Origin of the sequence: Actinomadura sp. KC345 (assembly GCF_004348515.1) — a bacterium.
In the GTDB taxonomy this organism is placed as follows: Bacteria; Actinomycetota; Actinomycetes; order Streptosporangiales; family Streptosporangiaceae; genus Spirillospora.
On record NZ_SMKH01000089.1, the window covers coordinates 1 to 26,471 of the forward strand.

Below are 26,471 nucleotides of genomic sequence, written 5' to 3' on the forward strand. Positions count from 1 at the left end.
CTCCGCAGCCGCCCGGTATGACGGGCGGCCCTCAGGGCGGCCCGCCCGCGGGACCGTACGCCGGTCCGCAGGGACCCCCTCCGCCCCCGCCCGTGACGGTGCTCGGCCTGCGCGGGCGGCAGTGGGCGCTCGTCGCGCTCGTCGTCGGATGCTGCTACCTGGCCATCACCGGGATCTCCTTCACCGGCGCCTGGACGACGCTCAACCGCGAGCCCACCACCGCCGAGCTGCAGCGTGCGGCGAACAGGGAGGTCGCCCAGCGGTGGCGCGCGTGGCCCGCGCAGCGCATCTTCCCCGACCGGATCCCGTACGCCCCCGGGACGGGGCACAGCGAGTACGCGTCCCGGACGGGCATCGTCCCCGACAAGGGGTGCGCCCAGGCCGTGGATCCCGAGGTCGCCAAGACCCTCCTCAGGCACGGTTGCAGGGCCGTGCTGCGCGCCACCTACGTCGACCAGCTCCAGGGCGTCGTCGTCACGGTCGGCGTGGCGGCCTTCCCCGACGCGTTCAAGGCCGACCGGGCGTACAAGGAACTGCCCGGATCCAAGGGCCCGGACGGCAGCGGCTCGGTGCGCCCCGCGCTGCGCGCGGCTCCGTTCCCCGGGACGGCGTCGGCCCGGTTCACCGACGAGGCCCGCCAGCACCGAACCATCGACCGGGGCGGCCCGTACGTAGTGCTGACCACCTCGGGCCAGACCGACGGCCGCCCGGCGGCGGCGATCAAGAAGGAGCGGCCGGGCGAGCCGTTCGCCCCGGCGCCGCAACTCGGCCACGCGGTCGCGCGGTCGATGTCCGCCAAGGCCCTGCCCGACTGCTCCAGCCCGGAGTGGCAGTGCTGACAGGAGGGCGATGCTGACCAGAGGACCGGGCGGGCGCCACGGCAGGACGGCCAGGACGCGCGCCGTGGCCGCCGTCTTCGCGGCGGCGCTGGCCGGGACGTGGCTCGTGCCCGTCCCCGCGCACGCCGACGAGGTCCGCGACCGGCAGCGGCCGATCCTCAACGCCCTCGGCATGGACGCCGCCTGGAAGGTCACCAGGGGCAAGGGCGTCACCGTCGCCGTCGTCGACTCCGGCGTGGACGCGGACCAGGCCGACCTGACCGGGTCGGTCACCGTCGGCCCCAACATGCTCGAAGACGTCGACGGCGGATCGAGCCCGACGCAGCGGCACGGCACCGGGATGGCGTCGCTGATCGCCGGCCACGGCCACGGCCCCGGCGGCGGCGACGGGATCATCGGGATGGCGCCGGAGGCCCGCATCCTGTCCATCCGGGCGATCAGCGAGCCGGAGGACCCGGGCTACCTCCGCTACCGGCTGTCGGAGGAGGCCGACGGCGCGGTGGCACGCGGCATCCGGCACGCCGCCGACCAGGGCGTCGACGTCATCAACCTCTCGCTCGGCAAGTCCGAGGAGGTCCCCGAGGAGCGCGCGGCCATCGGCTACGCGATCGGCAAGGGCGTCGTGGTCGTCTCCGCGGTCGGCAACGACGGCGACGACCCGGGCTCCCTCGACGGCGACGGCTTCGCGCCGTACTCCTACCCGGCGTCCTACCCGGGCGTGATCGCGGTCGCCGCGACGGAGGGCGACAACTCCCGCGCGCCGTTCTCCAACCGCAACTTCTCGGTGCTGGTGTCGGCGCCGGGGGCGGGCCTGCCGGTCGCCGGTCCCGGCGACGACTACTTCGTGAGCAGCGGGACCAGCGACTCCAGCGCGGTCGTCTCCGGGATCGCCGCGCTGGTCCGCGCCAAGTACCCCGACATGTCGCCCGCCCTCGTCTCCCAGGCGCTGATCGACAGCACGAAGCACGGCCCCTCGGGCGAGTACAACGCCGAGGTCGGGTTCGGCATGGTGCACGCGTCCCGCGCGCTCTCGGCGGCCGGGGCACTGGCCTCCGCCGGGGCGGGCGGGGCCGAGGACAAGGCCGCCGGGCAGCGGTTCGGCGAGGAGGACCCCGGCCCGGTGGAGGTCATCGAGCGTCCGGCGTGGGTCACGCCGCTGATCATCGTGCTCGTGGCGGCCGGGATCGGCGGGACGATCACCGCGGGGGCGATCTCGGCGACGTTCCGGCGCCGCCACCCCGCCACGGCGGGCGGCCCTCCCCCCGGACCGCCACTGGGGCGGCCGGAGCCCCAGGGCCGCCCGCAGCAGTACTACGGTCCGCCCCCAGGAGTGCCGCAGCCCCAGGGCCGGCCGCAGTACGGCCCGCCTCCGGGGCAGCCGCAGACCCGCCCGGAGTTCGGCCCGCCTCCGGGGCAGCCGCAGACCCGCCCGGAGTTCGGTGCGCCACTGGGGCAGCCGCAGGGGCGTCCGGAGTTCGGCCCGCCTCCGGGGCAGCCGCAGACCCGCCCGGAGTTCGGTGCGCCACTGGGGCAGCCGCAGGGGCGTCCGGAGTTCGGCCCGCCGAGGCCGCCGCAGCCCAGACCGCCCGAACCGACGGAGGGCCCGCCCCCTCCTTCCTGACCGGTCCGCCTTCCTGACCGGTCCGCCTTCCTGACCGGTCCGCCTTCCTGACCGGTCCGCCTTCCTGACCGGTCCGCCTTCCTGACCGGTCCGCCTTCCTGACGGTCTGTGGTGTTCCGCTGAGCGGCAGGGGCCAGAATTGGCGGGGTGCACGCAGATCCTGACGAGTACGCCGAAGCCGTCCTGGACGCGGTGGAGCTGATCCCGCCGGGACACGTCCTGTCCTACGGCGATGTCGCCGAGCTGGTCGGACGGGGCGGTCCCCGCCAGGTCGGACGGGTGATGTCCCTGTACGGCGGCGGCGTCCCGTGGTGGCGGGTCATCCGTGCGGACGGCAGCCCGCCGAAGTGCCATGAGGGACGCGCCCACGAGCACTACCGCGCCGAGGGAACGCCGCTGCGTCCCGGCGGCGGCCGCGTCGACATGTCCCGGGCCCGCTGGCCGGGCCCGTCCTGAGGGCGGCGAACGGAGGAGCCCGCCACTTCGGCGACATGCGTGCGTTGTGGCAAGAACAGTCACGGTGATCTGTTCCAATGAACTGTTGTGCCGCCTGCTTCCTACCGTCTCGTGCGCCGCGCGGGCCCCGCGCGGGCCGTCCCGCCCGTGCTCGACGAGCAGCAGCGGCGGGTGGTCGAGCATGCCGGCGGGCCGCTGCTGGTGCTGGCGGGTCCGGGCACCGGGAAGACGACGACGATCGTCGAGGCGGTCGTCGACCGCATCGAGAACAGGGGCGTCGACCCGGAGCGCGTGCTCGTCCTGACGTTCAGCCGTAAGGCGGCGGGGGAGCTGCGGGAGCGGATCACGGGGCGCCTGCACCGGACGACGCGGACACCGCTGGCCTTCACCTTCCACAGCTACGCCTACGCGCTGCTCCGGCGCGATGCCGTGTTGAACGAAGAACCTCCGCCACGGCTCCTGTCCGGGCCGGAACAGCTTCTGGAAGTGCGACGCCTTCTGGAGGGCGAGCTGGCGGACGGTGCGCGCGACTGGCCGGAACGGTTGAGGGCCGCTCTGGCGACCCGCGGGTTCGCCGAGGAACTGCGTGACTTCACCCTGCGGGCGGTCGAGCGGCAGTACGTCGCCGAAGACCTCGTCGCGCTCGGACGCATGCGCGGCCGCGACGACTGGCCCGCCATCGGCGCGTTCATGGACCGGTACGTCGACCGGTTCGCGCTGGACCCCGTCCCCACCTACGACTACGGCGAGCTCATCCACATGGGCGCCGGCATGCTCGCGGAGGAGGAAGTGCGGATCCGCGAGCAGGACTCCTACGACGTCGTGTTCGTGGACGAGTACCAGGACACCGACCCCGCGCAGGAAGCGCTCCTGCACTACCTCGCCGGGGACGGCCGCGACCTCGTCGTCGTCGGTGACCCCGACCAGTCCATCTACGGGTTCCGTGGCGCCGACGTACGCGGCATCCAGGAGTTCCCCAACCGCTTCCTCACCCTCGACGGAGACCCCGCGCCGGTCGTGGCGTTGCGGACCTGCCGCCGGATGGGCCCGGAGATCCTCACCGCGTCACGCCGGATCGCGCGCCGCCTTCCCGCGGGCACCGCCGGGGCGGCCGAACACCGCGCGCTGCGTCCCGTGGAGGAGCTGGACGAGGGGGAGGTGCGTGCTGTGTCTTCCAGGGGGGGCGCCCCCCCTGGACCCCCCGATGAAGTGCGTGCTGTGATCGCCGACTCGGAGAGCCAGGAGTCCGCGCTCGTGGCCGACGAACTGCGCCGCGCCCATCTGCTCGACGGCGTTCCGTGGTCGCGGATGGCGGTCCTCGTGCGGAGCGCCGTGCGGCAGGTGCCGGTGCTGCGGCGTGCGCTCGCCCAGGCGGGCGTGCCGGTCGTCGTCGCGGGCGACGAGGTCCCCCTGATCGGTGAGCCCGCCGTCCGCCCCTTCCTGATCCTGCTCCGGGCCGCGCTGAAGAAGGGGTATCTGGACGAGGTCGTCGCAGAAGACCTGCTGACGGGCCCACTAGGCGGCGCCGACGCGCTCGCCATGCGACGGTTGAAACGGGCCCTGCGAGACCTGGAGGAGTTGTCGGGCGGTCAGCGTCCGCTCGGCGAGCTGCTGGTCGCGGCGGTGAACGACCCGCGCGAACTCGTCCTCGTCCACGAGAAGGTCCGCGCACCGGCCGAACGGATCGCGCACCTCATCGATGTGGCGCGGCGCAGCGTCCACGACGGCGGCACCGCCGAGGACGTTCTGTGGGCCGTCTGGCAGGAGAGCGGCCAGGCGGACGTCCTGCTGGAGCAGAGCGTCAAGGGCGGGACGCGCGGCGCGGCCGCCGACCGCGACCTCGACGCGGTGGTGGCGCTTTTCGACCACGCCGCACGGTTCGTCGACCGGCTGCCCCAGGCCGGGCCGGAGCTGTTCGTCGACAACATCGCCTCACAGGAGATCGCCGGTGACACGCTCGCGGAGCAGGCCCCGGAAGGGGAGGCGGTCCGGATCCTCACCGCGCACCGCTCCAAGGGACTGGAGTGGGACGTGGTCGTGGTCGCGGGCGTCCAGGAGGGCGTCTGGCCGGACGTCCGGTTGCGCGGGTCGCTGCTGGGCGTCGAGGAGATGGTCGAACACGCGGCCGGATCCGAGGCGGACGGGGACGCCGCGGCCGGTGCCTCCATGGCGGCGAAGATGCTGGACGAGGAACGCCGCCTCTTCTACGTGGCGGTCACGCGGGCCCGCAACCGGCTCGTCGTCACGGCCGTCGGCGGCGACGACACCGAGGAGCGGCCGTCCCGCTTCCTCAACGAACTCCTCCCAGGCGCGATCGAGCAATCGCAGCTGGACGAGAAGACGCGGTGGCTCTCCCTGTCCGCGCTGGTCGCCGACCTCCGTTCCGCCGCCGCGGACCCCTCCCGCCCGGAACCGCTGAGGCGCGCCGCCGCCGGCCACCTGGCGCGCCTCGCGCGCGCGGGCGTGCGCGGCGCGAAGCCGGAGAACTGGTACGCCATCACCGCGCTGTCCGACGCCGGGCCCGCGTTCGACGAGGACGAGACCATCACGATCTCGCCGTCCCAGGTCGAGGCGTTCACCACGTGCGGGCTGCGCTGGCTGCTCGCCTCCGCGGTCGGCGCGCAGGAGGGCGGGCCCAACGAGTACAGCACGATGGGCAAGGTCGTCCACGCCGTCGCCGAGATGGCCGGGGCCGACGACGGCGTCGGCGAGGTCCACGTCGCCGAGCGGCTGGACGAGATCTGGAGCGACCTGGAGTTCCGCAGCTCCTGGTACTCGGAGAAGCAGCGCGAGCAGGCCGGCCGGATGGTCGACAAGTTCCTCGGCTGGCACCGCGACAACCCCAACGAGGTCGTCGCGCTGGAGGAGTCCTTCAAGGTCGACCTCGGCCGCGTCGTGATCAAGGGCCGCATCGACCGCGCGGAACGCGACGAGCAGGGCCGCGCGGTCATCATCGACATCAAGACGTCCTCCACCGCCGTCCCCAAGGACGACCTGGCCCGCCACCCTCAGCTCGGCGTCTACCAGTACGCGGTGATGCTCGGCGCGTTCGAGCGGCACGGGCTGATCGAGCCCGGCGGCGCCAAGCTCGTCCAGGTCGGCAAGGCCGCGTTCACCGCCAAGGCACGCGAGCAGGAGCAGCCGCCGCCCGCGGACGACGAGGATCCGGAGTGGCCGAAGAAGCTGATCGAGATCGTCGCGACCGGGATGGCCGGGGACGTCTTCCAGGCGCGGGCGAACGACAAGTGTCGCACCTGTCCCGTACGCTCTTGCTGCCCCGTGCACGACGAGGGCGGCCAGGTCGGCGACTGACCGGCCGGCCCGGGGGGCGGATGACGGACTAGCTCGGGGGGAGTGGGGTGATCACGCCGGGAGAGCTTGCCCGGCTGCTGGAGATCCCCGAGCCGACCGAGGAGCAGGCCCGGGTGATCGAGGCCCCGATGGCGCCGATGGCGGTGATCGCGGGCGCCGGGTCGGGCAAGAGCGAGACGATGGCCGCACGCGTGGTGTGGCTGGTCGCGAACGGCTTCGTCCGGCCGGAACGCGTCCTCGGCCTGACCTTCACCCGCAAGGCGGCCGCCGAGCTCGGCGTTCGCGTGCGCAAGAGGCTCGACAAGCTGCGCGAGGTCCTGCCGGGCGACGAGTTGGAGCGGCTCGGCGGCGAGGCCCTTTTCGACGGCGAGCCGATGGTGTCGACGTACCACTCCTACGCCGCGCGGCTGTTCGGCGACCACGCGCTGCGCGAGGCCCTCGAACCCACGATGCGGCTGATCTCACCGGCCGTCGCCTGGCAGATCTGCTCCCGCGTCGTGGACGCCTACAACGGCCCCATGGACCGCATCGAGTGGCAGCCCGACACCGTCACCAAGGCCGTCATGGAACTGGCCGGAGACCTCTCGGAGCACCTGCGGACGCCCGAGGACGTCCGCAGGGTCGGGACATGGCTGGACGAGCGCCTCGCCGTGGTGAAGAAGCCGCTCAAGGCGCAGCGCGACGTCCTCGCCAAGCACGCCGTCCGCGAGCAGATGATGCCGCTGGTGGAGGCGTACCGGAGGGCGAAGGCCGACCGGGAGGTCGTCGACCACGGCGACCAGATGGCCCTCGCCGCGCGGATCGCCTACAAGCATCCCGAGGTCGGGATGATCGAGCGGTCGCGGTTCTCCGTCGTGCTGCTGGACGAGTACCAGGACACGAGCCAGGCCCAGCTCGTCCTGCTCACGTCGCTGTTCGCGGCCGGGCATCCGGTGACGGCCGTCGGCGACCCCTGCCAGTCGATCTACGGATGGCGAGGCGCCAGCGCCGGGAACCTGCTGCGGTTCGCCCACGACTTCCCCCTGCGGCCGGGAGTCGAGGGCGGCCGCCCGGTTCCGGCGCCCGTCGTCCAGCTGAGCCGCTCGTTCCGCAACGGTGAGCAGATCCTGGAGGCCGCCGCCCGGGTCCAGGAGGAGCTGCGCGCGGAGACGAAGGCCGTGCCGCGGCTCGTCCCGGGCGCCGGGCGCGAGAACCGCGGCCGCGTCGAATGCGCGCTGTTCTCCACCGTCGAGGACGAGGCCGACCGCATCGCCGAGCGCGTCGCCCGGCTCATGGCCGCCGATCCCGAGACGGCGCCCGACGGCGGCCCGCCCGGGGAGCCGCTCCAGTACTCCGACGTCGCCGTCCTCGCACGGAAGCGGTCGCAGTTCCCGCTCATCAGGCGGGCCCTGGAGGCCCGCGGCATCCCGGTCGAGGTCGTCGGGCTCGGGGGGCTGCTCACCGTGCCCGAGGTGCAGGACGTCGTCGCCACGCTGCGCGCCATGCACGACCCGACGTCCGGCGCGTCCCTGGCCCGGCTGCTCACCGGCCCGCGCTGGCGCCTGGGTCCCCGCGATCTCGTCGCCCTCGGCCGCCGCGCCCGCACCCTCGCCCAGGAGGCGGCCCGCGACGTCACGCCCCCGGAAGCCCCGGAGCCGCCGCCGGAGCAGGAGGCGCAGGAGCAGCAGGCGCAGGACCCGCTGCACCAGCTCGTCAGCGAGCTGAACCAGGAGACCGGCAGCCTGGTCGACGCGCTCGACGACCTCGGCTCACCGGAGGCGTACTCGCCCGAGGGCTACGGCCGCCTGCGGCGGCTCCGCGACGAGCTGCGCACGCTGCGCGGCCAGGTCGGCCTCCCGCTGCCCGACCTCGTCAACGAGGTCGAGCGCGCACTGGGGCTCGACATCGAGGTCGCCGCACGGTCCGGGCTCGACCCCGTCACCGCCCGCGCCGACCTCGACGCGTTCATCGACGCCGCCGCCACGTTCGCTGGCGACGCCGAGGACCCGACGCTCGGCGCGTTCCTCGCCTACCTCAAGGCGGCCGAGACGGAGGAGTTCGGGCTGGAGGCCGGACGGGTCGGAGAGACGAACAGCGTCAAGCTCCTCACCGTCCACGCGTCCAAGGGCCTCGAATGGCCGGTGGTGGTCGTCCCGGGCCTGTCGTTCGTCCCGCAGAAGAACGGCGGCCCGGCCAAGGGCTCGATCTTCCCGTCGCCGCCGCAGAACGCCACCCGCTGGACCGCGAACCCCCGCGTCCTGCCGTTCATGCTGCGCGGCGACCGCGCCGACCTGCCCCCGCTGAACGGCCTGGAGAAGGACGACCTCGCCGACTTCGACCGGGCCTGCTCCGAACGCGACCTGCGCGAGGAGAGGCGGCTCGCCTACGTCGCGGTCACCCGCGCGTCCAGCCTGCTCATCACCACCGGCTATTGGTGGGGGTCGTCGGGCCGGCCGCTCGGCCCGTCGCCGTTCCTGGAGGAGGTGCGCGCCGTCTGCCTCGCCGGGGCCGGTTCCGTCGCCGTGTGGGCCGATCCTCCGGAGGAGGGCACCGCCAATCCGCTGCTCGCCGACCCCGACGAGGCGCACTGGCCCGTGGCCCCCGGCGACCGGGGCCGCTCCGACATCTCGGCCCGCGAACGGTACGAGGCGGTCGTCGAGGCCGCCCGCATGGTCGAGGACGAGATGGCCGGGCGGACGCGGCACTGGGCGGGCGACGCAGGGCTGTCCGACGGCGACCGCGCCCGCATGTCCGCGTGGGCGCGCGACGTCGAGCTGCTGCTCGCCGAACGGGACCGGGGGCGCGGCGGCGACGGCCTGCTCGTGGAGCTTCCCGCGCACCTGTCGGTCTCGTCGCTGGTGTCCCTCGCCCGGGACCCGGCGGCGCTGGCCCGGCAGATCCGGCGCCCGATGCCGCGCCCGCCCGCCCCGTACGCGCGGCGCGGCACCGCGTTCCACGCCTGGCTGGAGAGCCGCTGGGGGCAGCAGCGCCTCCTCGACCCCGACGAGCTGCCCGGCGCCGCCGACGAGGGCGCGGCCGACGACGCCCACGTCGCGCGGTTGCGCGCACGCTTCGAGGAGTCGGAGTGGGCGTCGCGGGAGCCGCTCGACATCGAGGTGCCGTTCGAGACCATCATCGGCGACCGGCTGATCCGGGGCCGCATGGACGCCGTGTTCCGCTCCCGGGACGGCGTGTACGAGGTCGTCGACTGGAAGACCGGATCGCCGCCGTCCGGGGACGAGGCCCGCTTCGTGTCGGTGCAGCTGGCCGCCTACCGGCTGGCGTGGGCCGAACTGGCGGGGGTGGACGTCGCGGCGGTCAGCGCGGCGTTCCACTACGTCAGCGCGAACGTCACGGTCCGCCCTGCCGACCTGCTGGACGACGCCGGCCTCGCCGCGCTGCTGGAAGGCGTCCCCGCCGCCTGATTGCCGGGTGGCGAGTCTCGTCCACCCCCTGTTCACCGAACGAGGTTTCGGGGATGATCCGGGCTACCATCCGAGGGAGGCGGACGTGACGGTGACTCATGACGAGAAGGTCGTACGGGAGTTCTCCAAGCAGGCGGCCGGTTTCGCCGATCCTGCGCGGAACGCCGCGTTCACCCTTCATCTGGACCGGCTGGTCCAGTTCATGGACCCGGAGATAGACCGGGAGGACATCGTCCTTGAGGTCGCCGCCGGTACGGCGCTCGTGTCCCGCGCGATCGCCCAGCGCGTCCGCCACGTGACGGCCCTCGACCTCACGCCGGCGATGCTCGCCCAGGGCAAGCGCGAAGCCGACCACTCCGGCCTCATGAACATGACCTTCGCGCACGGCGACGCCACCGCCCTGCCCTACCTCGACCGGTCGTTCACGCTCGTCGCCACGCGCTTCTCCCTGCACCAGGTCGCCGCGCCCGAGGCCGTCGTGAACGAGATGGTCCGCGTCGGCCGCCCCGGGGCCGCGCTGATCATCGCCGACCTGATCCGCCCGGACGGCCTGGAGGGCGACCCCGACCGCATCGAACGCCTCCGCGACCCCTCGCACGGCACCGCCCTCACCGAGTCGCGGATCGCGGAGATCGTCACGGCCGCGGGCGCGGAGGTGAAGCGCGCCGAACGCTTCGAGTACGTCCGTCCCCTCGCCCCGTGGCTGGAGTTCTCCCAGACCCCCGGCGACGTCGCGGAGCGGATCAGGCGGGAGCTGGAGGCCGAGCTGGCGGGCACCGGCCCGGTGACCGGGATGCGGCCGAGCGAGGTCGGCGGCGACCTGCACTTCACGCACACCTACCTCTTCCAGCAGGCGATCGTCGGGTAACGTTTTCGACCAAGTGTTCGACGGATGTCGGACGCATGTTCTAGGTTGTCGAACATGGGTTCTAGCACCGTGCGCTCCCCCGACCGCGAGCCGGCCGCGCTGGCGATGCGCATCGGCGTCGTCGCGGCCGAGGCCGCCCTCGCCACCTTCGCCCGCAACCTCGACCTCGACGACCTCGCGGACGGCGTCGACTTCCAGGGCGCCATCGGCCCCGCCGAGTGGCCCGTGTTCTCCCTGGTCATCGACACCCTCGCCGAGGCGGGCCCGGGGGACCGCCGGTCCCTGGACGAGCGCCGCGCCGACGCCCTCAACGACCTCGCCCGGATCTGCATGGCCGCCAAGGAACGCGTCGCGTGACCGGGCCCGCCCGGGACCGTGCGGCCTCGGCCCCGGGCGCGGCCCTCACTCGTTCCGGGGATCGGCGAACGCCTACGGGATCAGGGTGGGGAGCAGGGCGTCGCGGACGGCCGCGAGTGTCCTCGACTCCGTGGTGGCGGCCTTGACCCTTCCGGCCAGGGAGGCGACGACGTCGTTGAAATGGTCCGCCTGGGTCGCGTCCCAGGGGATCTTGTGGGCGGCGATGTCGGGCCACTTCGCGCGGGGCATCCTGGTCCCGTCGCCCAGGGCCGAGGCGTGGGCCACCACGTCGTCGCTCGACAGTGCGGCCAGGAGCCAGCCCCGGTAGGCGGGAGCTTTCGGGCGGACGACGAGGATGTCCGTCGAGGCGATGCCGTCCACGAAGGCCAGGCCGACCTTGTGGAAATAGGGGCGGAGTCTGCCGAAGAGCACGTCGCCCGGCTGGAAGCGCCGTTTCGCGCTGGTGACGGCGGATGCGTCGGTCCAGGCCGAGAGCCACATGTGGCGTTTCGGCATGTGCTCCAACGCGATGTAGTTCTCGTCCCGCGCGATGTGCTCGGCCGGGACGTTCGAGCGGACCAGGGAGCCCAGGTCGGCGAGCCGGGCGGAGGCCGAGGCCGCGGCGGACAGCTCCCGGTAGCGGGCTCGGATCAGCTCGTCGGCCAGGCCGGCGATGCGGGCGTTTGCGGCGATCTTGTCGTCGAGCGCTCCGAGGGCGGAGGCCGCCGAGTCCTGCTCCGACCGGGTCATCCGCCGGGTGGTGAGGCGGTTCAGCAGGCCGTGGGTGAGGAGGGGCTGGCCCGAGCCGATGCGGTACCTGTTCAGGTCGAGCCTTTTGAGCAGGTAGTAGACGTAGCGGGGATTCACGCCCTTCTTCGGGGTGGCGATGATGGCGTTGTCCGTGACCCAGCATCGGTCGTCGCTGTAGTGGACGACCCCGCAATAGGATCCGACGCGCCCGATGATGGTGCTGCCGGGCGCGGCGTTGTGACCGGCGGAGGTGCCGATCACCCCGTTGGCGCCGTAGGCGCGGTAGCCGGGGCCCTCGGCCGGGTGCGACCTGCCGTTGGAGAAGGTGACGAGGTCGGCCAGGTGCACGTCATTCATTCAGCCGTCCCAGTTCCGCGCGGACGACCTGGTCCAGGCGTGCGGACTCCTCCAGCTGGGTGAAGAGTTCCTTGGTGAGGCGCTCGACCTGGTCGGCGGCGGGCTCGTCCTCCGTGCCGGGGGCGGCGGTGCCGACATAGCGTCCGGGAGTCAGGACGTGGTCGTGGGATCTGACCTCGGCCAAGGTCGCCGAGTAGCAGAACCCGGGCACGTCGGTGTGGGTGCCGTGCCGCCAGGAACGGTAGGCGCCCGCGATCTCGGCGATGTCGGTGCCGGTGAGGACGCGTTCTGTGCGGTCGACCATCGTGCCCATGCCGCGGGCGTCGACGAACAGCACCCCGTCATGCGGGTCCTTGTCGAAGAACCACAGGCAGGCCGGGATCTGCGTGGTCCGGAAGAGCTGGCCGGGCAGAGCGACGACGCATGACACCAGGCCCGCCTCCACCAGCGCGGCGCGGATCTCGCGTTCGGCCGACTGGAGGGACGACATCGAGCCGTTCGCCATCACCACGCCCGCGCTGCCCCCGGGGCCGAGCTTGGCGACGATGTGCTGCATCCACGCGAAATTGGCGTTTCCGGCGGGCGGCACCCCGAAGCGCCAGCGGGCGTCGCCGGTGTCCCGGTACCAGTCCGACATGTTGAACGGCGGGTTCGCCAGCACGAAATCGGCCTGGAGGCCGGGGTGCGCGTCCTCGTAGAAGGTGTCGGCCCAGCGGGAGGAGAGGTCGCCGTTGATCCCGTGGACGGCCAGGTTCATCTTGCCCAGGCGCCACGTGCGCTCGTTCGCCTCCTGCCCGTAGACCGAGATGTCGTCCCGCCGCCCCCGGTGGCTCAGGACGAACTTCTCGGCCTGGACGAACATGCCGCCCGACCCGCAGCACGGGTCGTACACCCGGCCCTTGAACGGTTCGAGGATCTCGACCAGCACCTTCACGACGCTGGAGGGCGTGTAGAACTCCCCGCCCCGCTTCCCTTCGGCCCGCGCGAACCTCTCCAGGAAGTACTCGTAGACCTCGCCGAGCACGTCCCGTGGGGGCCTTCCCTCACCGAACCGCGCGTCGCCGATCAGCCCGACCAGCTCGCCGAGCCGCCGCTGGTCGGCCCCGTCGAAGATCTGCGGGAGGACCCCGGCGAGCGCGGGATCGGCCCGCATGACCTCGCCCATGGCGGCGTCGATCAGCGCACCGACGTCCTCCGCGCCGGCCGACGCGGCGATGTCCGCCCACCGCGCCCCGTCCGGGACTCGGAAGGCGCCCTCGCCGGCCGAGTCCGAGACGTACTTGAGGAACACCAGCCCGAGCACGAAGTCCTTGTACTGCGACGCGTCGACGGAACCGCGCAGCTTGTCGGCGGCCTTCCACAGAACGTCCTTGAGGTCGCTCTCCTCCCGATCGCGCATCGCTCTCCCTCCTCGCCGGAACCTGCAGCCTACGGAGCCCGGTGCCGGAACGCGGCCTCACCGCGCCCGGCGGGCGCCGGCCCGCCCGACCGGCCGGCGGTGGCCGCGCCCGGTCGCGAGCTGAGACGGCGGACCTCCCGGACTCGTGAGAAGGCCCAGCGCACTGCGCCGATGACACCCCCGGCAGGCGCTGCCCCCGGGCGGATGATGATCTTTGTCAGACCGGCACACATCGGGCGTCCGAAGCTCGTCGCCGCGCGCATTGGAGTAAGTGTCTAATTACGTTACGGTCAAGTGACCGTCACTCCGACGGCAAGGGGGATGACGAAGGGTTACGGGCCATGTCCATCAAAGTCCGCCATGTCCTGCGCAACGTGCTGGCGCTCTGTATCGCGGCCGCCCTGGCGGCGACCGCACTCCAGGCCCCGGCCGCCGCGGCTCCCCGGGACGCCGCGCCGCCCGCCGAGGATCCGTTCTACGAACCGCCCTCGCCGCTCCCTGAGGGGCGGCCCGGCGACGTCATCAGGTCGCGCCCGGCCGCCTTCACGGTCGACCCGTTCGGCAAGTCGCCCTACGAGGGCGTGAAGATGTGGCAGGTCCTGTACCTGTCGGAGAACGTGCACGGCGCGCCGATCGCCGTGTCGGGCGCCGTGCTCGTCCCGGAGGAGGAGTGGACGGGCGAGGGCGAGCGTCCCGTCGTCTCCTACGCCGTCGGCACGCGCGGCCTCGGCGACGCGTGCGCCCCGTCCTACACCCTCACCCAGGGCCTGGACTACGAGGCGCTGATGGTCTCCGACGCGCTCAACCGGGGCTGGGCCGTCGCCCTGACCGACATGGAGGGCCTCGGCACGCCCGGCCAGCACACCTACGAGGTCGGCCGCTCCCAGGGCATGGCCGTCCTGAACATGGCGCGGGCGGCGCAGCGGCTCCCCGAGGCCGGGCTCGGCGGCGCGCCCGTCGGCATCTGGGGCTACTCGCAGGGCGGGACGTCGGCGGGCTGGGCCGCGCAGATGGCGCCGTCCTACGCGGCGGAACTCGACCTCAAGGGCGTCTTCGCCGGGGGAGTCCCGGCCGACCTCCTCGCCGTCGCCGTGGGCCTGGACGGATCGCTGTTCATCGCGCTGATGTTCATGGCCGCGGTCGGCTACGACGCCGCCTACCCCGGACTGGACCTGGAGACGTACCTCAACGACCGGGGCCGCGAGCTGCTGCAGAAGGCCGAGGACGTGTGCCTGGTCAGCGTCGACGGCGTGACCACGCTGATCGACACCGCGTTCAAGAAGATCAGCGACTACACGACCAGCGACCCGCTGGCCACGCCGCAGTGGCGGGAGGCGCTGAACGCCAACCGGCTCGGCGGGACCGCCCCGACCGTCCCGGTGCTCCAGACGCAGGCCGTCCACGACCAGATCATCCCGTTCGAGCAGGCCGACACGCTCCACAAGGAGTGGTGCGCGAAGGGCGCGAACGTGACGTGGAAGACCTACGGGCTCGCCGAGCACGCCACCGGCATGCTCTGGAGCTTCCCCGACGCGATGACGTTCCTCACCGACCGCTTCGCCGGCAAGCCCACCGAGGGCAACTGCGCGGCGTGAGCCGGCGGGTTCAGCGCCGGCCGGGCCATCCTGTCCCATGGACGGGGCAGGATGGCCCCATGGACTTGGTGGAGTTCCTCCGAGCGCGGCTGGCGCGGGACGAGCAGATCGCCCGCGCCTGTTCGGGCGTCCCCTGGAAGACCGCTCCCTCAGGCACGATCAACACCGAACCCCGGGATCCCGGCGACGGAGCCGAGGCGTTCGTCGCGAAGGCGGAGAACGAGGCGTACGCCGAGCACATCGCCCGCCACGGCCCGGCCCGGACGCTCGCCGAGGTGGCGGCCAAGCGCCGGATCATCGACGACTACGAGAAGCAGACCTGGATCCTCGGGCAGGGCCGTCCGGACCCGCGGCTCGAAGCGGCCCAGGCCGCCCGCGAGAACGTCCTGCGCTGCCTCGCGCTCCCGTACGCCGCGCATCCCGCATACCGAGACGAATGGAGCCCCTGACAGACAGACCGGCGCGCGGTTATGTAACCTCGATGTGGGTCCGAGAGGCGCTGCAACGGGTGAGAGCCCGCCACGCTCGGCCCCGGAGATGTTGCAACAAGGGCGCCTCCCAGCTCAGACGGGAGGTGCTCGAAATCAACGACAGCAAACTTCGCGAGCTTCTGGACAGCCGCATCGCCGTCCTCGACGGAGCCTGGGGGACGATGCTCCAGGGCGCGAGCCTGTCCCCGGCGGACTACCGCGGCGACCGCATCGGCGACGACCACCCGAAGGACGTCACCGGCGACCCGGACCTGCTGAACCTGACCCGCCCCGACGTGATCCTGGACGTCCACCGCCAGTACCTCGACGCCGGCGCCGACATCACGACGACCAACACGTTCACCGCGACCAGCATCGGCCAGTCCGACTACGGCCTGGAGAGCCTCGTCCACGAGATGAACGTGGAGGGCGCCCGGCTGGCCCGCCAGGCCGCCGACGAGTTCGGCGGGCGGTTCGTCGCCGGCTCCGTCGGCCCCCTCAACGTGACGCTGTCCCTCTCCCCGCGCGTCGAGGACCCGTCCTACCGCGCCGTCACGTTCGACAAGGTCAAGGAGTCCTACGCCGAGCAGATCCGCGGCCTCGCCGAGGGCGGCGTCGACCTCCTGCTGATCGAGACGATCTTCGACACGCTGAACTGCAAGGCCGCGATCGCCGCCGCCCGCGAGGTCGCCCCCGACCTGCCGCTGTGGATCTCGGTGACGATCGTCGACATGAGCGGCCGGACGCTGTCCGGGCAGACGGTCGAAGCGTTCTGGCGTTCCATCGAGCACGCCGAGCCGCTGCTCGTCGGCCTGAACTGCTCGCTGGGCGCCGACGAGATGCGCCCACACGTGGAGGAGCTGGCGCGGCTCGCCGACACCTACACCGCCTCGTATCCGAACGCCGGCCTTCCGAACGCGTTCGGCGGCTACGACGAGACGCCGGAGGAGACCAGCGGCAAGGTCGGCGAGTTCGCCGCGTCCGGCCTGGTCAACGCGGTCGGCGGCTGCTGCGGGACGGGCCCCGAGCACATCGCCCGGATCGCCGCCGCCGTCAGGGGCTCCGCGCCCCGTGAGCGCGCCACGCCGGGCAGGGCCCCCCGCTTCAGCGGCCTCGAACCGTTCGCGATCGGTGCGGACACCGGGTTCGTCATGATCGGCGAGCGGACCAACGTCACCGGCTCCAAGCGGTTCCGCAAGCTCATCGAGGCCGGCGACCACCAGGGTGCGGTGGACGTCGCGCTGGAGCAGGTGCGCGGCGGCGCGAACCTGCTCGACGTCAACATGGACGCCGACCTGCTCGACAGCGAGCGGGAGATGACGACGTTCCTGAACCTGATCGCGACCGAGCCCGAGGTGGCCCGCATCCCGATCATGGTCGACAGCTCGCGCTGGAGCGTGCTGGAGGCGGGGCTGAAGACCGTCCAGGGCAAGGGCGTCGTCAACTCCATCAGCCTCAAGGAGGGCGAGGACCAGTTCCTGGAGCAGGCCCGCCGCATCCGCGACTTCGGCGCCGGCGTCGTCGTCATGGCGTTCGACGAGACGGGCCAGGCCGACTCGACCGAGCGCAAGGTGGAGATCTGCGCCCGCGCCTACGACCTGCTCACGCAGAAGGCCGACTTCCCCGCCGAGGACATCATCTTCGACCCCGCCGTCCTCGCGGTCGCGACCGGCATCTCCGAGCACAACGGCTACGCCAAGGCGTTCATCGACGCCCTGCCGCTCATCAAGGAGCGCTGCCCCGGCGCCCGCATCAGCGGCGGCATCTCCAACCTGTCGTTCTCGTTCCGCGGCAACGAGGTCGTCCGCGAGGCGATGCACTCGGCCTTCCTGCTGCACGCCATCCGCGCCGGGCTCGACATGGGCATCGTGAACGCCGGGCAGCTCGCCGTGTACGAGGACATCCCCGCCGACCTGCTCGAGATGGTGGAGGACGTCCTGTTCGACCGGCGTCCGGACGCCACCGACCGGCTCGTCTCCTTCGCCGAGAACGTCAAGGGCGAGGCCACCAAGCGCGAGGTCGACCTGTCCTGGCGGGAGGCGCCCGTCGAGCAGCGGCTGTCGCACGCCCTCGTCCACGGCATCGTCGACTTCATCGAAGAGGACACCGAAGAGGCCCGCCAGAAGGCCGAACGTCCCCTCGACGTCATCGAGGGCCCGCTGATGGACGGCATGAAGGTCGTCGGCGACCTGTTCGGCTCCGGCAAGATGTTCCTCCCCCAGGTGGTCAAGAGCGCCCGCGCCATGAAGCGGTCGGTCGCCTACCTGGAGCCGTTCATGGAGGAGGAGAAGGCGGAGGCCCTGCGCACCGGGCGCGTCCTCCAGGACCGCGGCCAAGGCAAGATCGTCCTCGCGACCGTGAAGGGCGACGTCCACGACATCGGCAAGAACATCGTCGGCGTCGTCCTCGGCTGCAACAACTACGACGTCGTGGACCTCGGCGTGATGGTCCCGGCCGCCAAGATCCTCGACACCGCGATCGAGGAGAACGCCGACGCCGTCGGCCTGTCCGGCCTGATCACCCCGTCGCTGGACGAGATGGTCTCCGTCGCCGCCGAGATGGAGCGGCGCGGGATGCGGCTGCCGCTGCTGATCGGCGGCGCCACCACGTCCCGGCAGCACACCGCCGTGAAGATCGCGCCGGCGTACGAGTCGACGATCGTGCACGTGCTGGACGCCTCCCGCGTCGTCGGCGTCGTCTCCGACCTCCTCGACGAGGACCGCGCCGGGGTCCTGGACGCCGCCAACCGCGAGGAGCAGGCCAGGCTGCGCGAGCAGCACGAGAGCAAGCAGCGCCGGCCGATGCTCACCTTCGACAAGGCGAGGGAGAACCGCGAGCGCGTGGAGTTCGGCGACCTGCCGACCCCCGCGTTCACCGGTGTCCGCCGGGTCCGGCCCGACATCCCGGCGCTCCGCGAGATGATCGACTGGCAGTTCTTCTTCCTGGCCTGGGAGCTGAAGGGCAAGTACCCGGCGATCCTCGACCAGCCGGTCGCCCGCGAGCTGTTCGACGAGGGCAACGAGCTGCTCGACCAGATCATCGCCGACGGCTCCTTCGAGGCCCACGGCGCCTACGGGTTCTGGCCCGCGCACTCCGACGGCGACGACATCATCCTGCCCGAGGCCCGCTTCCCGATGCTGCGGCAGCAGACGTCCAAGCCGGCGGGGCGCCCGAACCGGTCCCTCGCCGACTACGTCGCCCCGGCCGGCGACCACCCCTTCTCTGACCACTTGGGCGGCTTCGCCGTGACGATCCAGGGCGCCGAGGACCTCGCCGCCAAGTACGAGGAGCAGCAGGACGACTACAAGGCGATCATGGTGAAGGCGCTCGCCGACCGGCTCGCCGAGGCGTTCGCCGAGTACATCCACCTGGAGGCCCGCCGCGCCTGGTTCGAGCCGGACGCGGACCCCGTCCTGGAGGACCTGCACGCCGAGCGGTTCCGCGGCATCCGCCCCGCGCTCGGCTACCCGGCGAGCCCCGACCACAGCCTGAAGCAGTCGCTGTTCAACCTGCTGGACGCCGGGAGCCTCGGCATGAAGCTCACCGAGTCGTACGCGATGACCCCGGCCGCCAGCGTCAGCGGCCTGATCTTCGCCCACCCGTCGTCCCGCTACTTCACGGTCGGCCGCGTCGGGAAGGACCAGATCGAGGACTACGCCCGCCGCTGCGACCTGCCCGTGGCGGAGGTCGAGCGCTGGCTCGCCCCGAACCTGTCCTACGACCCTTCGTAACCGGCGACCCTTCGTCACCGGCGACACGCCTGACGGCCGCGCCGCGGCCGTCGGGCGTGCTTCCGAAGTCACCGGCCGGAAGGCGAACCAAGATCACCCCATGTGCGTCGATACGGGGACATGCCCATCGACGAGGGGAAAGCAGTGCTGAACATCGACGGCTGGAACGCGATCGACGGAGTGCTCAAGGAACGGTACGGCGACGCCGAGCGCCTGGAGTGGAACGCCCCCGTGCCGTACCGTCCGATGGGACCGATGCCGGTCGGGCAGTTCGTCACCAACACCATCGCGGTGTACCCGCGCGACGAGCCGGTGCCGCACTGGCACCTCATCGGTTACGCCCTCACCGCGCCGTTCGAGGAGCGCGGCTACGAGTTCACCTTGCGCGTCCCCCGCCGGCCGGGCGAGACGTCGGCGCCGAACTGGGCGCTGGCCCAGCTGGAGAAGCTCGCCTCCTACGTCTCCAAGAGCGGCAACGACTTCGAGATCGGCCACTACATCGAGTTCCCGAGCCCGATCGACCCCGAGCGTCCCGGTTCCGCGATCAGCGCGGGCGCCTTCGTCCTCGACCCGGAGCTCGGCCGGGCGCGGTCGTCCCTCGGCGAGGTCGTGTTCCTCCAGTTCGTCGGCATCACCGCCGACGAGCTCCACGCCGCCCAGACGTGGAACGTCGAAGGCGTCATGACGACGATCTCACCGCACCTGCCCGGCCTGCTGACCGACCTCGACCGGACGTCCCTCGCCGGCACCCCCGGCGTCGCGGAGGCCGTGCGCGAAGGGTCCCGGCGGGAGGGCTCCGGCACCGGCTTCCTGTTCTTCCAGCAGCTCGGCGCCGACACGTCCCACGGCGGCGTCACCCTGGAGATCGGCGCGAGGCACGTGCCCCAGTTCGCCGGCGTCCTGCCCGCCCGCGTCCCGCACGGGAACCCGCTGATCCTGCGCGGCCCCGGCACACCCATCGTCCTGCTGCCCGGCCAGGAGGTCACCCACAACCACACCGGCGAGGCGCTTGAGGTCACGCTTCCGGACGCCGTGAGCCACGCCATCGCCGACGGAATCCGCCCCCAGCCGGGCACCTACCGGGCGGGCGCCCTCACCGTCAACGTCGTCGCCTGACGGCCCGTGGTGTGAACGCGTGCTGTGAACTCTGAGGTGCCCGGCGGCGCCCGCTGCGACGTAGCATGGCGTATGTGACCAGCAGAGCCGACTCCGAACAGCGTCTGCGCGACCTCGCGCTGCTGCGGCGCGTCCGCGACAGGATCGACCGCGATTACGCCCGGCCGCTGGACGTCGAGGCACTCGCCCGCGGCGTGCACATGTCGGCCGGGCACCTCAGCCGCCTGTTCCGGAGCAGCTACGGCGAGTCGCCGTACAGCTACCTGATGACGCGGCGGATCGAGCGCGCCATGGCGCTGCTGCGCCGCGGCGACCTCACCGTCACCGAGGTCTGCTTCACGGTCGGCTGCTCGTCGCTCGGCACCTTCAGCACCCGCTTCACCGAGCTGGTCGGCGTGCCGCCCAGCACCTACCGGCGGCAGGCTGCGGAGGCGACGGTCGGGATGGCGCCGTGCGTGGCGAAACGGGTCACCAGACCGATCAGGAATCGAGAAGTGCCCGCCTCCGAGCCGCAACTAACCTGACCGCCATGGACATCACCATTCACTCTGCCTTCCTTCCGCACACCGACGCGGAGGCGTCCCTGGCCTTCTACCGCGACGTCCTCGGCTTCGAGGTCCGCAACGACGTCGGGTACGACGGCATGCGCTGGATCACGGTCGGCCCCGTGGGGCAGCCCGGCACGTCCATCGTCCTGGAGCCGCCGGCTCCTCCCGGCTGCGGCAAGACCGACGACGAGCAGCGGGCGATCACCGAGATGATGGCCAAGGGCACCTACGCCGGCATCAACCTGGCCAGCGACGACCTCGACGGCGCCTTCGAGCGGCTGGAGGCGGCCGGTGCCGAGGTCGTCCAGGAGCCGACCGACCAGCCCTACGGCGTCCGGGACTGCGCCTTCCGCGATCCCGCCGGGAACATGATCCGCATGCAGGAAGTGCGCTGAGCCCGACGGCGCTCCGCGACACAATCGGGGCGGCCGGTTCTTCGCGCGCACCGGCATTCGCCGTGCGGGCCGCCCCCGCCCAACAGATGGAGACACGATGAGCATGGCCACGAGGACGGACACGCAGGCGTCCGCGCGGCACGTCGCCGACAGCCACGACATGATCCGCGTGCACGGCGCCCGCGTGAACAACCTCAAGGACGTCAGCGTCGAGATCCCGAAGCGCCGCCTCACGGTGTTCACCGGCATCTCCGGCTCGGGCAAGAGTTCGCTGGTGTTCGGCACGATCGCCGCCGAGTCGCAGCGGATGATCAACGAGACCTACAGCGCCTTCGTCCAGGGCTTCATGCCGACGCTCGCGCGGCCCGACGTCGACGTCCTCGACGGGCTGACCACCGCGATCATCGTCGACCAGGAGCCGATGGGCGGTGACGCCCGCTCCACGGTCGGCACCGCCACCGACACCAACGCGATGCTGCGGATCCTGTTCAGCCGGCTGGGCGAGCCGCACATCGGCCCGGCCAAGGCGTTCTCCTTCAACGTCGCCTCGATCAGCGGGGCGGGCGCGGTCACCATGGAGCGCGGCGGGAAGAAGGTGAAGGAGCGCCGCGAGTTCCAGATCGTCGGCGGCATGTGCCCGCGCTGCGAGGGCCGGGGCAAGGTCACCGACTTCGACCTGACCGCGCTCTACGACGGCACCAAGTCGCTCGCCGAGGGCGCGCTCACCATCCCCGGCTACAGCATGGACGGCTGGTACGGGCGCATCTTCATGGCCTCCGGCTACTTCGACCCGGACAAGCCGATCGACAAGTTCACCGAGCAGGAGCTCGGCGACCTTCTCCACCGGGAAGCGACCAAGATCAAGGTCGACGGCGTCAACATCACCTACGAGGGCCTGATCCCGCGGATCCAGAAGTCGTTCCTGTCCAAGGACCGCGAGTCGATGCAGCCGCACATCCGGGCGTTCGTCGACCGGGCGATCACCTTCACCGACTGCCCCGAGTGCGGCGGCACCCGGCTCAGCGAGGCGGCCCGCTCGTCGAAGATCAAGGGGATCAGCATCGCCGACGCCTGCGCGATGCAGATCAACGACCTCGCCGAGTGGGTGCGCGGCCTGGACGAGCCGTCGGTGGCCCCCCTCCTGGGCGCGCTGGGGGAGACCCTCGACTCCTTCGTCGACATCGGGCTCGGCTACCTCAGCCTCGAACGCCCGTCCGGCACGCTCTCCGGCGGTGAGGCGCAGCGCACCAAGATGATCCGGCACCTCGGATCGTCGCTGACCGACGTCACCTACGTCTTCGACGAGCCGACCATCGGCCTGCACCCGCACGACATCCAGCGCATGAACGACCTGCTGCTGCGGCTGCGGGACAAGGGCAACACGGTCCTCGTCGTGGAGCACAAGCCGGAGGCCATCGCGATCGCCGACCACGTCGTCGACATCGGCCCCGGCGCCGGCACGGCGGGCGGAACCATCTGCTTCGAGGGCACCGTCGAGGACCTGCGCCCCAGCGGCACCCTCACCGGGCGGCACCTGGACGACCGCGCCTCCCTGAAGCCGGCCGTGCGCAAGCCGAAGGGCGCCCTCGAAGTACGCGGCGCCGACACCCACAACCTCCAGAACGTGGACGTCGACATCCCCCTCGGCGTCCTGACCGTCCTGACCGGCGTGGCCGGGTCGGGCAAGAGCTCCCTGATCAACGGCTCGGTGGCGGGCCGCGACGGCGTGGTGTCGATCGACCAGAGCTCGATCCGCGGATCGCGCCGCAGCAACCCCGCGACCTACACCAAGCTGCTCGACCCGATCCGCAAGGCGTTCGCGAAGGCCAACGGCGTCAAGCCCGCGCTGTTCAGCGCCAACTCCGAGGGAGCCTGCCCCAACTGCAACGGCGCCGGCGTCATCTACACCGACCTGGCGATGATGGCCGGTGTCGCCACCACCTGCGACGAGTGCGAGGGCAAGCGTTTCCAGGCGTCGGTCCTCGAGCACCACCTGGGCGGCCGTGACATCAGCGAGGTCCTCGCCATGTCGGTCGCCGAGGCCGAGGAGTTCTTCGGCTCCGGCGAGGCCCGCACCCCGGCCGCGCACACGATCCTCAGCCGCCTCTCCGACGTCGGCCTCGGCTACCTCCGCCTCGGGCAGCCCCTCACCACCCTGTCCGGCGGCGAGCGGCAGCGCCTCAAGCTCGCCACCCGCATGGGCGAGAAGGGCGGCGTCTACATCCTCGACGAGCCCACCACCGGCCTCCACCTGGCCGACGTCGAGCAGCTCCTCGCCCTCCTCGACCGCCTCGTCGACTCCGGCAAGTCGGTCATCGTCATCGAACACCACCAGGCCGTCATGGCCCACGCCGACTGGATCATCGATCTAGGCCCCGGCGCCGGCCACGACGGCGGCACGATCGTCTTCGAAGGCACCCCCGCCGACCTGGTGGCCGCCCGCTCCACCCTCACCGCCCAGCACCTGGCCGACTACGTCGCCACCTGACCGCCTTCTTCCAGCCGGGCTTCACCACCCGTCCGGCTGGAAGAAGCCGCGCACGTACGGGTCGGCGAGGGCGGCCATCTCGGAGGTGCCGCCCGCGGCGGCGACCTTGCCGTGCCGCATGAGCACCAGCTGGTCGGCGACGCGCGTCGCGGTGAGCATCGGCACGTCATGCGTGATCACCAGGACCGCGGCCCCGGCGTCGGCGTACCTGCGCAGGGTGGTCCACACGCCGTACGCGGTCTCGGTGTCGAGGGAGCCTGCGGGTTCGTCCGCGATGAGGACGCCGGGCGAGGGCAGCAGCGCGGCGGCGAGCGCGGCCCGCTGGATCTGGCCGCCGGAGTGCTGGCCGGGGTACAGCTCAAGCAGCTCCGCCGGATAGTGGGCCGCGGCGCACGCACGGTCGAGGCTCCATTGCCGGTGCCGCCGTTCCAGCCGGCGCAACTGCGCACCCACGGTGTCCGAAGGGTCGAAGGCCGTGACCCCCTCCTGCGGGACGAACCCGACGGTACCGCCGCGGAGACGCCGGGGGTCGTCCACGGGAACACCGCCGATAAGGACCTGGCCCGTGCTGCCGGCCGACTCCGGAAGCGTCCCGGTGAGCGCCGCGGCGGCCATGGACTTGCCGCACCCGGATTCGCCGAGAAGGGCGATGATCTGCCCCTCCGGCACCACCAGGTCCATTCCGTCCAGAGCCGTTTCGCTCCACCGGCCGGTGTCGATGTGGACGGTCAGTCCGCGCAGTTCCGCATTCACCATGCGACCACCCTCGTGTAGCGGACATCCGCAGCGCAAAGGGCCCCACGGGACGTGATCATCGCGAATCGGGGTAGCGGACGCGACATGCGCACTCTCATCAACGGAATGATCGCCGGAGCCGCGGGCACCAGCGCGCTCAACGCGACCACGTACCTCGACATGGCCATACGGGCGCGCGGCGGCAGCAGCACGCCGCAGGACACCGTCGAGAAGATGGCCGAGGGCCTGCACGTCGACCTCGGCGAGGAGGAGAAGGCGGAGAACCGCAAGGAGGCCCTGGGGACCCTGCTCGGCTACGGCACGGGGCTGGGCGCGGCGGTCTGCTACGCCGCGCTGACCCGCCGCCGGGCCTCCTGGCCGGTCGGCGTCCTCGCCCTCAGCGCGCTCGCCACCCTCGGGTCGAACGTCCCGATGGTCGCGATGGGCATCACGGACCCGCGTGAATGGTCCGTCGCGAGCTGGGTCTCCGACATCGTGCCCCACCTGGTCTATGGCGCCGCCGCCTACATCGCCTACGAGCAGCTCCGCTGAGAACCCGCGGTCACCGTTCCGTGGGCGTCTTGTCTCCGGCCATCGCAGGGGCCGTGACACAAGACATGCGACATCGGCCAGGCGGCCCGGGTCGCGCGGCCTGCGGCCCTCGTGCGGGCCGACCGCCACGACGAGGCGCTCGAACACGTCGTCCCGCTGCTGGCCCGGGAGCGCCGCGCCGGTACCTGGGCTCGGCTGTGGACCGCCATGCGGATCTTCGCCGAACTGCTCGCGTCCCGAGACCGCCCCCGCGAGGCGGCCTTCCTGCTGTGCGCGGTGGAGGCCGCGCACAGCGCCCCACCCGAGACCTTGCCCCCGGCCTCCACGTGGGTGAAACAGATCCTCAGCCGCCGACCCCACGAGCGTTCGGGTGAACTGCCCCGGCCTTGCGCCGGCCGGGGCAGTTCGTTCGGTGGTCCGCCTAGTGCGGTGCCCACCAAGGTTCACCGGGTGCGTTGACTTGCGGCGTGTTGTTGTTATGAGCGCGGCGAAAGCAACAACACGCCGCAAGTCAACGAGATGGCGACCCGGTCGATGTTCGTGGTCACCGCACTAGCCGTCCTGAACCGGCAGCTTGTCGAGGATGGCGGCGACCTGTGCGGGCCTGAACAGGAATCCCGCGTGGGAGGTGTCCATGGTGTGGACGTCGAACGGGTTGCCGGGCGTCAGGGCGTCCGCGTCGGCGATTCGGCGGTGCGGTAGTTGGCCCGTCCCACCCCGGGCCGGGCCGGGTCGCCGACGTTGAAGGCGGCCAGCGGCCCCATCAGGTTGTCGGCGAACTCGGGCTCCTGCATGTACTCGATCGGGTTCGCCCGTTGGACGCACGCCCAGGCGGAGATGTAGACGAGCCGGTTCACCAGTTCGGGGATCTGGTTGCCCACCCCGGTGATGGTGGCCCCGCCGAGGCTGGCGCCCACCAGCACCACCGGCCCGTGCTCGGTCAGGCGGCGGACGATGCCGGTGACCGCGTCGATGTCGTCCTGCAGGGTGACCCCGGCCAGCGTCGACGGCTCGTCCGCCCAGGCGTCGAGGTCCTGCGGGGCCTGGTAGGCGACCGGGTACTGCGCGTCGAGGCCGTGCCCCGGCAGGTCGAAGCCGGCGGACTCGCTACCCGGCCGCCGAGCGACCGGTGGGGCACACCGTCTCAGCTGCTCCGGAGACGAATGAACTTACTGATCATGGGTGCGACTTTGCCAGCCACCCACTCCACCCCGAGCACAACAAGGACCCCTGACAAGCACACCGGCCGCCCCAGCACCTCACGTCGTCCATCGACATGGGCCACCCCGACTGGGTGCTCAAGCCGCTGACCGTCCACCCCGGGATGCCGCCCCCCGTCACCGACGCCGATCAGGCCCGCCGACTGCCCGAACCGGCGGTCCTCAGCGCCCTCGCCACTCCGACGGACCGTATGCCGAAGCCGTCCTGACCAGCGTGTCCGCCGCACTCGACACCCTGCCCGGTGAGCACTGTGAGGG

Annotated in this window: 21 protein-coding genes and 1 riboswitch; of the genes, 17 read left to right on the forward strand and 4 right to left on the reverse strand. The window is 72.0% G+C overall.

Annotation, left to right across the window (positions count from 1 at the left end):
• The 7 genes from E1281_RS16995 to E1281_RS17025 all read left to right on the forward strand — a co-directional run.
• Window positions 1–839 (forward strand): hypothetical protein (locus tag E1281_RS16995; RefSeq protein ID WP_207943314.1); only part of this gene is annotated, 839 nt, incomplete at its 5' end.
• A 10-nt stretch (window positions 840–849) separates the two neighbouring features.
• The gene (locus E1281_RS17000; protein ID WP_131879288.1) at window positions 850–2,460 is read left to right on the forward strand and encodes a S8 family serine peptidase; all 1,611 of its coding nucleotides are present in this window, start codon (window positions 850–852) and stop codon (window positions 2,458–2,460) included.
• Window positions 2,461–2,607: 147 nt separating this feature from the next.
• The gene (locus E1281_RS17005; protein ID WP_131879290.1) at window positions 2,608–2,916 is read left to right on the forward strand and encodes an MGMT family protein; all 309 of its coding nucleotides are present in this window, start codon (window positions 2,608–2,610) and stop codon (window positions 2,914–2,916) included.
• 111 nt (window positions 2,917–3,027) lie between these two features.
• Window positions 3,028–6,228 (forward strand): ATP-dependent DNA helicase, encoded by a 3,201-nt coding sequence (locus E1281_RS17010; protein ID WP_131879319.1) that lies wholly within the window; start codon window positions 3,028–3,030, stop codon window positions 6,226–6,228.
• Window positions 6,229–6,275: 47 nt separating this feature from the next.
• Window positions 6,276–9,632: an ATP-dependent DNA helicase gene (locus E1281_RS17015; RefSeq protein WP_131879292.1), complete on the forward strand. Its 3,357-nt coding sequence runs from the start codon at window positions 6,276–6,278 to the stop codon at window positions 9,630–9,632.
• 85 nt (window positions 9,633–9,717) lie between these two features.
• On the forward strand, window positions 9,718–10,500 hold the full coding sequence (locus tag E1281_RS17020; protein ID WP_131879294.1) for a methyltransferase domain-containing protein: 783 nt from the start codon (window positions 9,718–9,720) through the stop codon (window positions 10,498–10,500).
• Between the two features lie 54 nt (window positions 10,501–10,554).
• Window positions 10,555–10,857, forward strand: a complete 303-nt coding sequence (locus tag E1281_RS17025) for a hypothetical protein (RefSeq protein WP_131879296.1) — start codon at window positions 10,555–10,557, stop codon at window positions 10,855–10,857.
• A 72-nt stretch (window positions 10,858–10,929) separates the two neighbouring features.
• Here E1281_RS17025 and E1281_RS17030 read toward each other — a convergent pair whose 3' ends face one another.
• Entirely contained in the window at window positions 10,930–11,964 is a 1,035-nt protein-coding gene (locus E1281_RS17030) for a restriction endonuclease subunit S (RefSeq protein WP_131879298.1), read from the reverse strand.
• Window positions 11,957–13,363 (reverse strand): class I SAM-dependent DNA methyltransferase, encoded by a 1,407-nt coding sequence (locus E1281_RS17035; RefSeq protein WP_131879300.1) that lies wholly within the window; start codon window positions 13,361–13,363, stop codon window positions 11,957–11,959. The genes E1281_RS17030 and E1281_RS17035 overlap by 8 nt, the downstream gene beginning before the upstream one ends.
• A 341-nt stretch (window positions 13,364–13,704) precedes the next feature.
• Between E1281_RS17035 and E1281_RS17040 the strand changes: the two genes are divergently transcribed.
• The 7 genes from E1281_RS17040 to E1281_RS17070 all read left to right on the forward strand — a co-directional run bounded on the left by E1281_RS17040 (window position 13,705) and on the right by E1281_RS17070 (window position 23,706).
• The gene (locus E1281_RS17040) at window positions 13,705–14,958 is read left to right on the forward strand and encodes a lipase family protein (RefSeq protein WP_131879302.1); all 1,254 of its coding nucleotides are present in this window, start codon (window positions 13,705–13,707) and stop codon (window positions 14,956–14,958) included.
• A 59-nt stretch (window positions 14,959–15,017) separates the two neighbouring features.
• On the forward strand, window positions 15,018–15,407 hold the full coding sequence (locus tag E1281_RS17045) for a DUF6221 family protein (protein ID WP_131879303.1): 390 nt from the start codon (window positions 15,018–15,020) through the stop codon (window positions 15,405–15,407).
• 36 nt (window positions 15,408–15,443) lie between these two features.
• Window positions 15,444–15,522, forward strand: a riboswitch (S-adenosyl-L-homocysteine riboswitch).
• 10 nt (window positions 15,523–15,532) lie between these two features.
• Window positions 15,533–19,159 carry a methionine synthase gene (gene metH, locus E1281_RS17050; protein WP_243717041.1) on the forward strand — a complete coding sequence of 1,209 codons (3,627 nt, stop codon included), beginning with the start codon at window positions 15,533–15,535 and terminating at the stop codon, window positions 19,157–19,159.
• A 120-nt stretch (window positions 19,160–19,279) separates the two neighbouring features.
• Window positions 19,280–20,275 (forward strand): suppressor of fused domain protein, encoded by a 996-nt coding sequence (locus E1281_RS17055; protein ID WP_131879305.1) that lies wholly within the window; start codon window positions 19,280–19,282, stop codon window positions 20,273–20,275.
• Between the two features lie 65 nt (window positions 20,276–20,340).
• Window positions 20,341–20,799, forward strand: coding sequence for a helix-turn-helix transcriptional regulator (locus E1281_RS17060; protein WP_131879307.1), 459 nt, complete (start codon window positions 20,341–20,343; stop codon window positions 20,797–20,799).
• Window positions 20,800–20,804: 5 nt separating this feature from the next.
• A complete protein-coding gene (locus tag E1281_RS17065; protein WP_131879309.1) occupies window positions 20,805–21,218 on the forward strand; it encodes a VOC family protein in 414 nt (137 codons plus the stop codon).
• A gap of 97 nt (window positions 21,219–21,315) precedes the next feature.
• Window positions 21,316–23,706: an excinuclease ABC subunit UvrA gene (locus tag E1281_RS17070; RefSeq protein WP_131879311.1), complete on the forward strand. Its 2,391-nt coding sequence runs from the start codon at window positions 21,316–21,318 to the stop codon at window positions 23,704–23,706.
• Window positions 23,707–23,727: 21 nt separating this feature from the next.
• Here E1281_RS17070 and E1281_RS17075 read toward each other — a convergent pair whose 3' ends face one another.
• On the reverse strand, window positions 23,728–24,462 hold the full coding sequence (locus tag E1281_RS17075) for an ATP-binding cassette domain-containing protein (protein WP_131879313.1): 735 nt from the start codon (window positions 24,460–24,462) through the stop codon (window positions 23,728–23,730).
• 84 nt (window positions 24,463–24,546) lie between these two features.
• On the opposite strand from E1281_RS17075, the gene E1281_RS17080 reads away from it, so the two are divergent.
• Window positions 24,547–24,993 (forward strand): hypothetical protein, encoded by a 447-nt coding sequence (locus tag E1281_RS17080; RefSeq protein ID WP_131879315.1) that lies wholly within the window; start codon window positions 24,547–24,549, stop codon window positions 24,991–24,993.
• A gap of 111 nt (window positions 24,994–25,104) precedes the next feature.
• The gene (locus tag E1281_RS17085; RefSeq protein ID WP_131879317.1) at window positions 25,105–25,452 is read left to right on the forward strand and encodes a hypothetical protein; all 348 of its coding nucleotides are present in this window, start codon (window positions 25,105–25,107) and stop codon (window positions 25,450–25,452) included.
• 206 nt (window positions 25,453–25,658) lie between these two features.
• On the opposite strand, the gene E1281_RS17090 is transcribed toward E1281_RS17085, so the two are convergent.
• A complete protein-coding gene (locus E1281_RS17090) occupies window positions 25,659–26,141 on the reverse strand; it encodes an alpha/beta fold hydrolase (RefSeq protein ID WP_207943316.1) in 483 nt (160 codons plus the stop codon).
• A 128-nt stretch (window positions 26,142–26,269) separates the two neighbouring features.
• Here E1281_RS17090 and E1281_RS40295 point away from each other — a divergent pair, with 128 nt between their 5' ends.
• Window positions 26,270–26,422: a hypothetical protein gene (locus E1281_RS40295; RefSeq protein ID WP_165958970.1), complete on the forward strand. Its 153-nt coding sequence runs from the start codon at window positions 26,270–26,272 to the stop codon at window positions 26,420–26,422.
• Window positions 26,423–26,471: the final 49 nt, after the last annotated feature.

Coding starts and splice junctions, on each gene's coding strand:
- E1281_RS17075 (WP_131879313.1), bottom strand. CDS start 24,462: ATGGTGAATGCGGAACTGCGCGGACTGACCGTCCACATCGACACCGGC.
- E1281_RS17080 (WP_131879315.1), top strand. CDS start 24,547: ATGCGCACTCTCATCAACGGAATGATCGCCGGAGCCGCGGGCACCAGC.
- E1281_RS17065 (WP_131879309.1), top strand. CDS start 20,805: ATGGACATCACCATTCACTCTGCCTTCCTTCCGCACACCGACGCGGAG.
- E1281_RS17060 (WP_131879307.1), top strand. CDS start 20,341: ATGGCGTATGTGACCAGCAGAGCCGACTCCGAACAGCGTCTGCGCGAC.
- E1281_RS17025 (WP_131879296.1), top strand. CDS start 10,555: ATGGGTTCTAGCACCGTGCGCTCCCCCGACCGCGAGCCGGCCGCGCTG.
- E1281_RS40295 (WP_165958970.1), top strand. CDS start 26,270: ATGGGCCACCCCGACTGGGTGCTCAAGCCGCTGACCGTCCACCCCGGG.
- E1281_RS17030 (WP_131879298.1), bottom strand. CDS start 11,964: ATGAATGACGTGCACCTGGCCGACCTCGTCACCTTCTCCAACGGCAGG.
- E1281_RS17055 (WP_131879305.1), top strand. CDS start 19,280: ATGCCCATCGACGAGGGGAAAGCAGTGCTGAACATCGACGGCTGGAAC.
- E1281_RS17000 (WP_131879288.1), top strand. CDS start 850: ATGCTGACCAGAGGACCGGGCGGGCGCCACGGCAGGACGGCCAGGACG.
- E1281_RS17040 (WP_131879302.1), top strand. CDS start 13,705: ATGTCCATCAAAGTCCGCCATGTCCTGCGCAACGTGCTGGCGCTCTGT.
- E1281_RS17035 (WP_131879300.1), bottom strand. CDS start 13,363: ATGCGCGATCGGGAGGAGAGCGACCTCAAGGACGTTCTGTGGAAGGCC.
- E1281_RS17045 (WP_131879303.1), top strand. CDS start 15,018: ATGGACTTGGTGGAGTTCCTCCGAGCGCGGCTGGCGCGGGACGAGCAG.
- E1281_RS17070 (WP_131879311.1), top strand. CDS start 21,316: ATGAGCATGGCCACGAGGACGGACACGCAGGCGTCCGCGCGGCACGTC.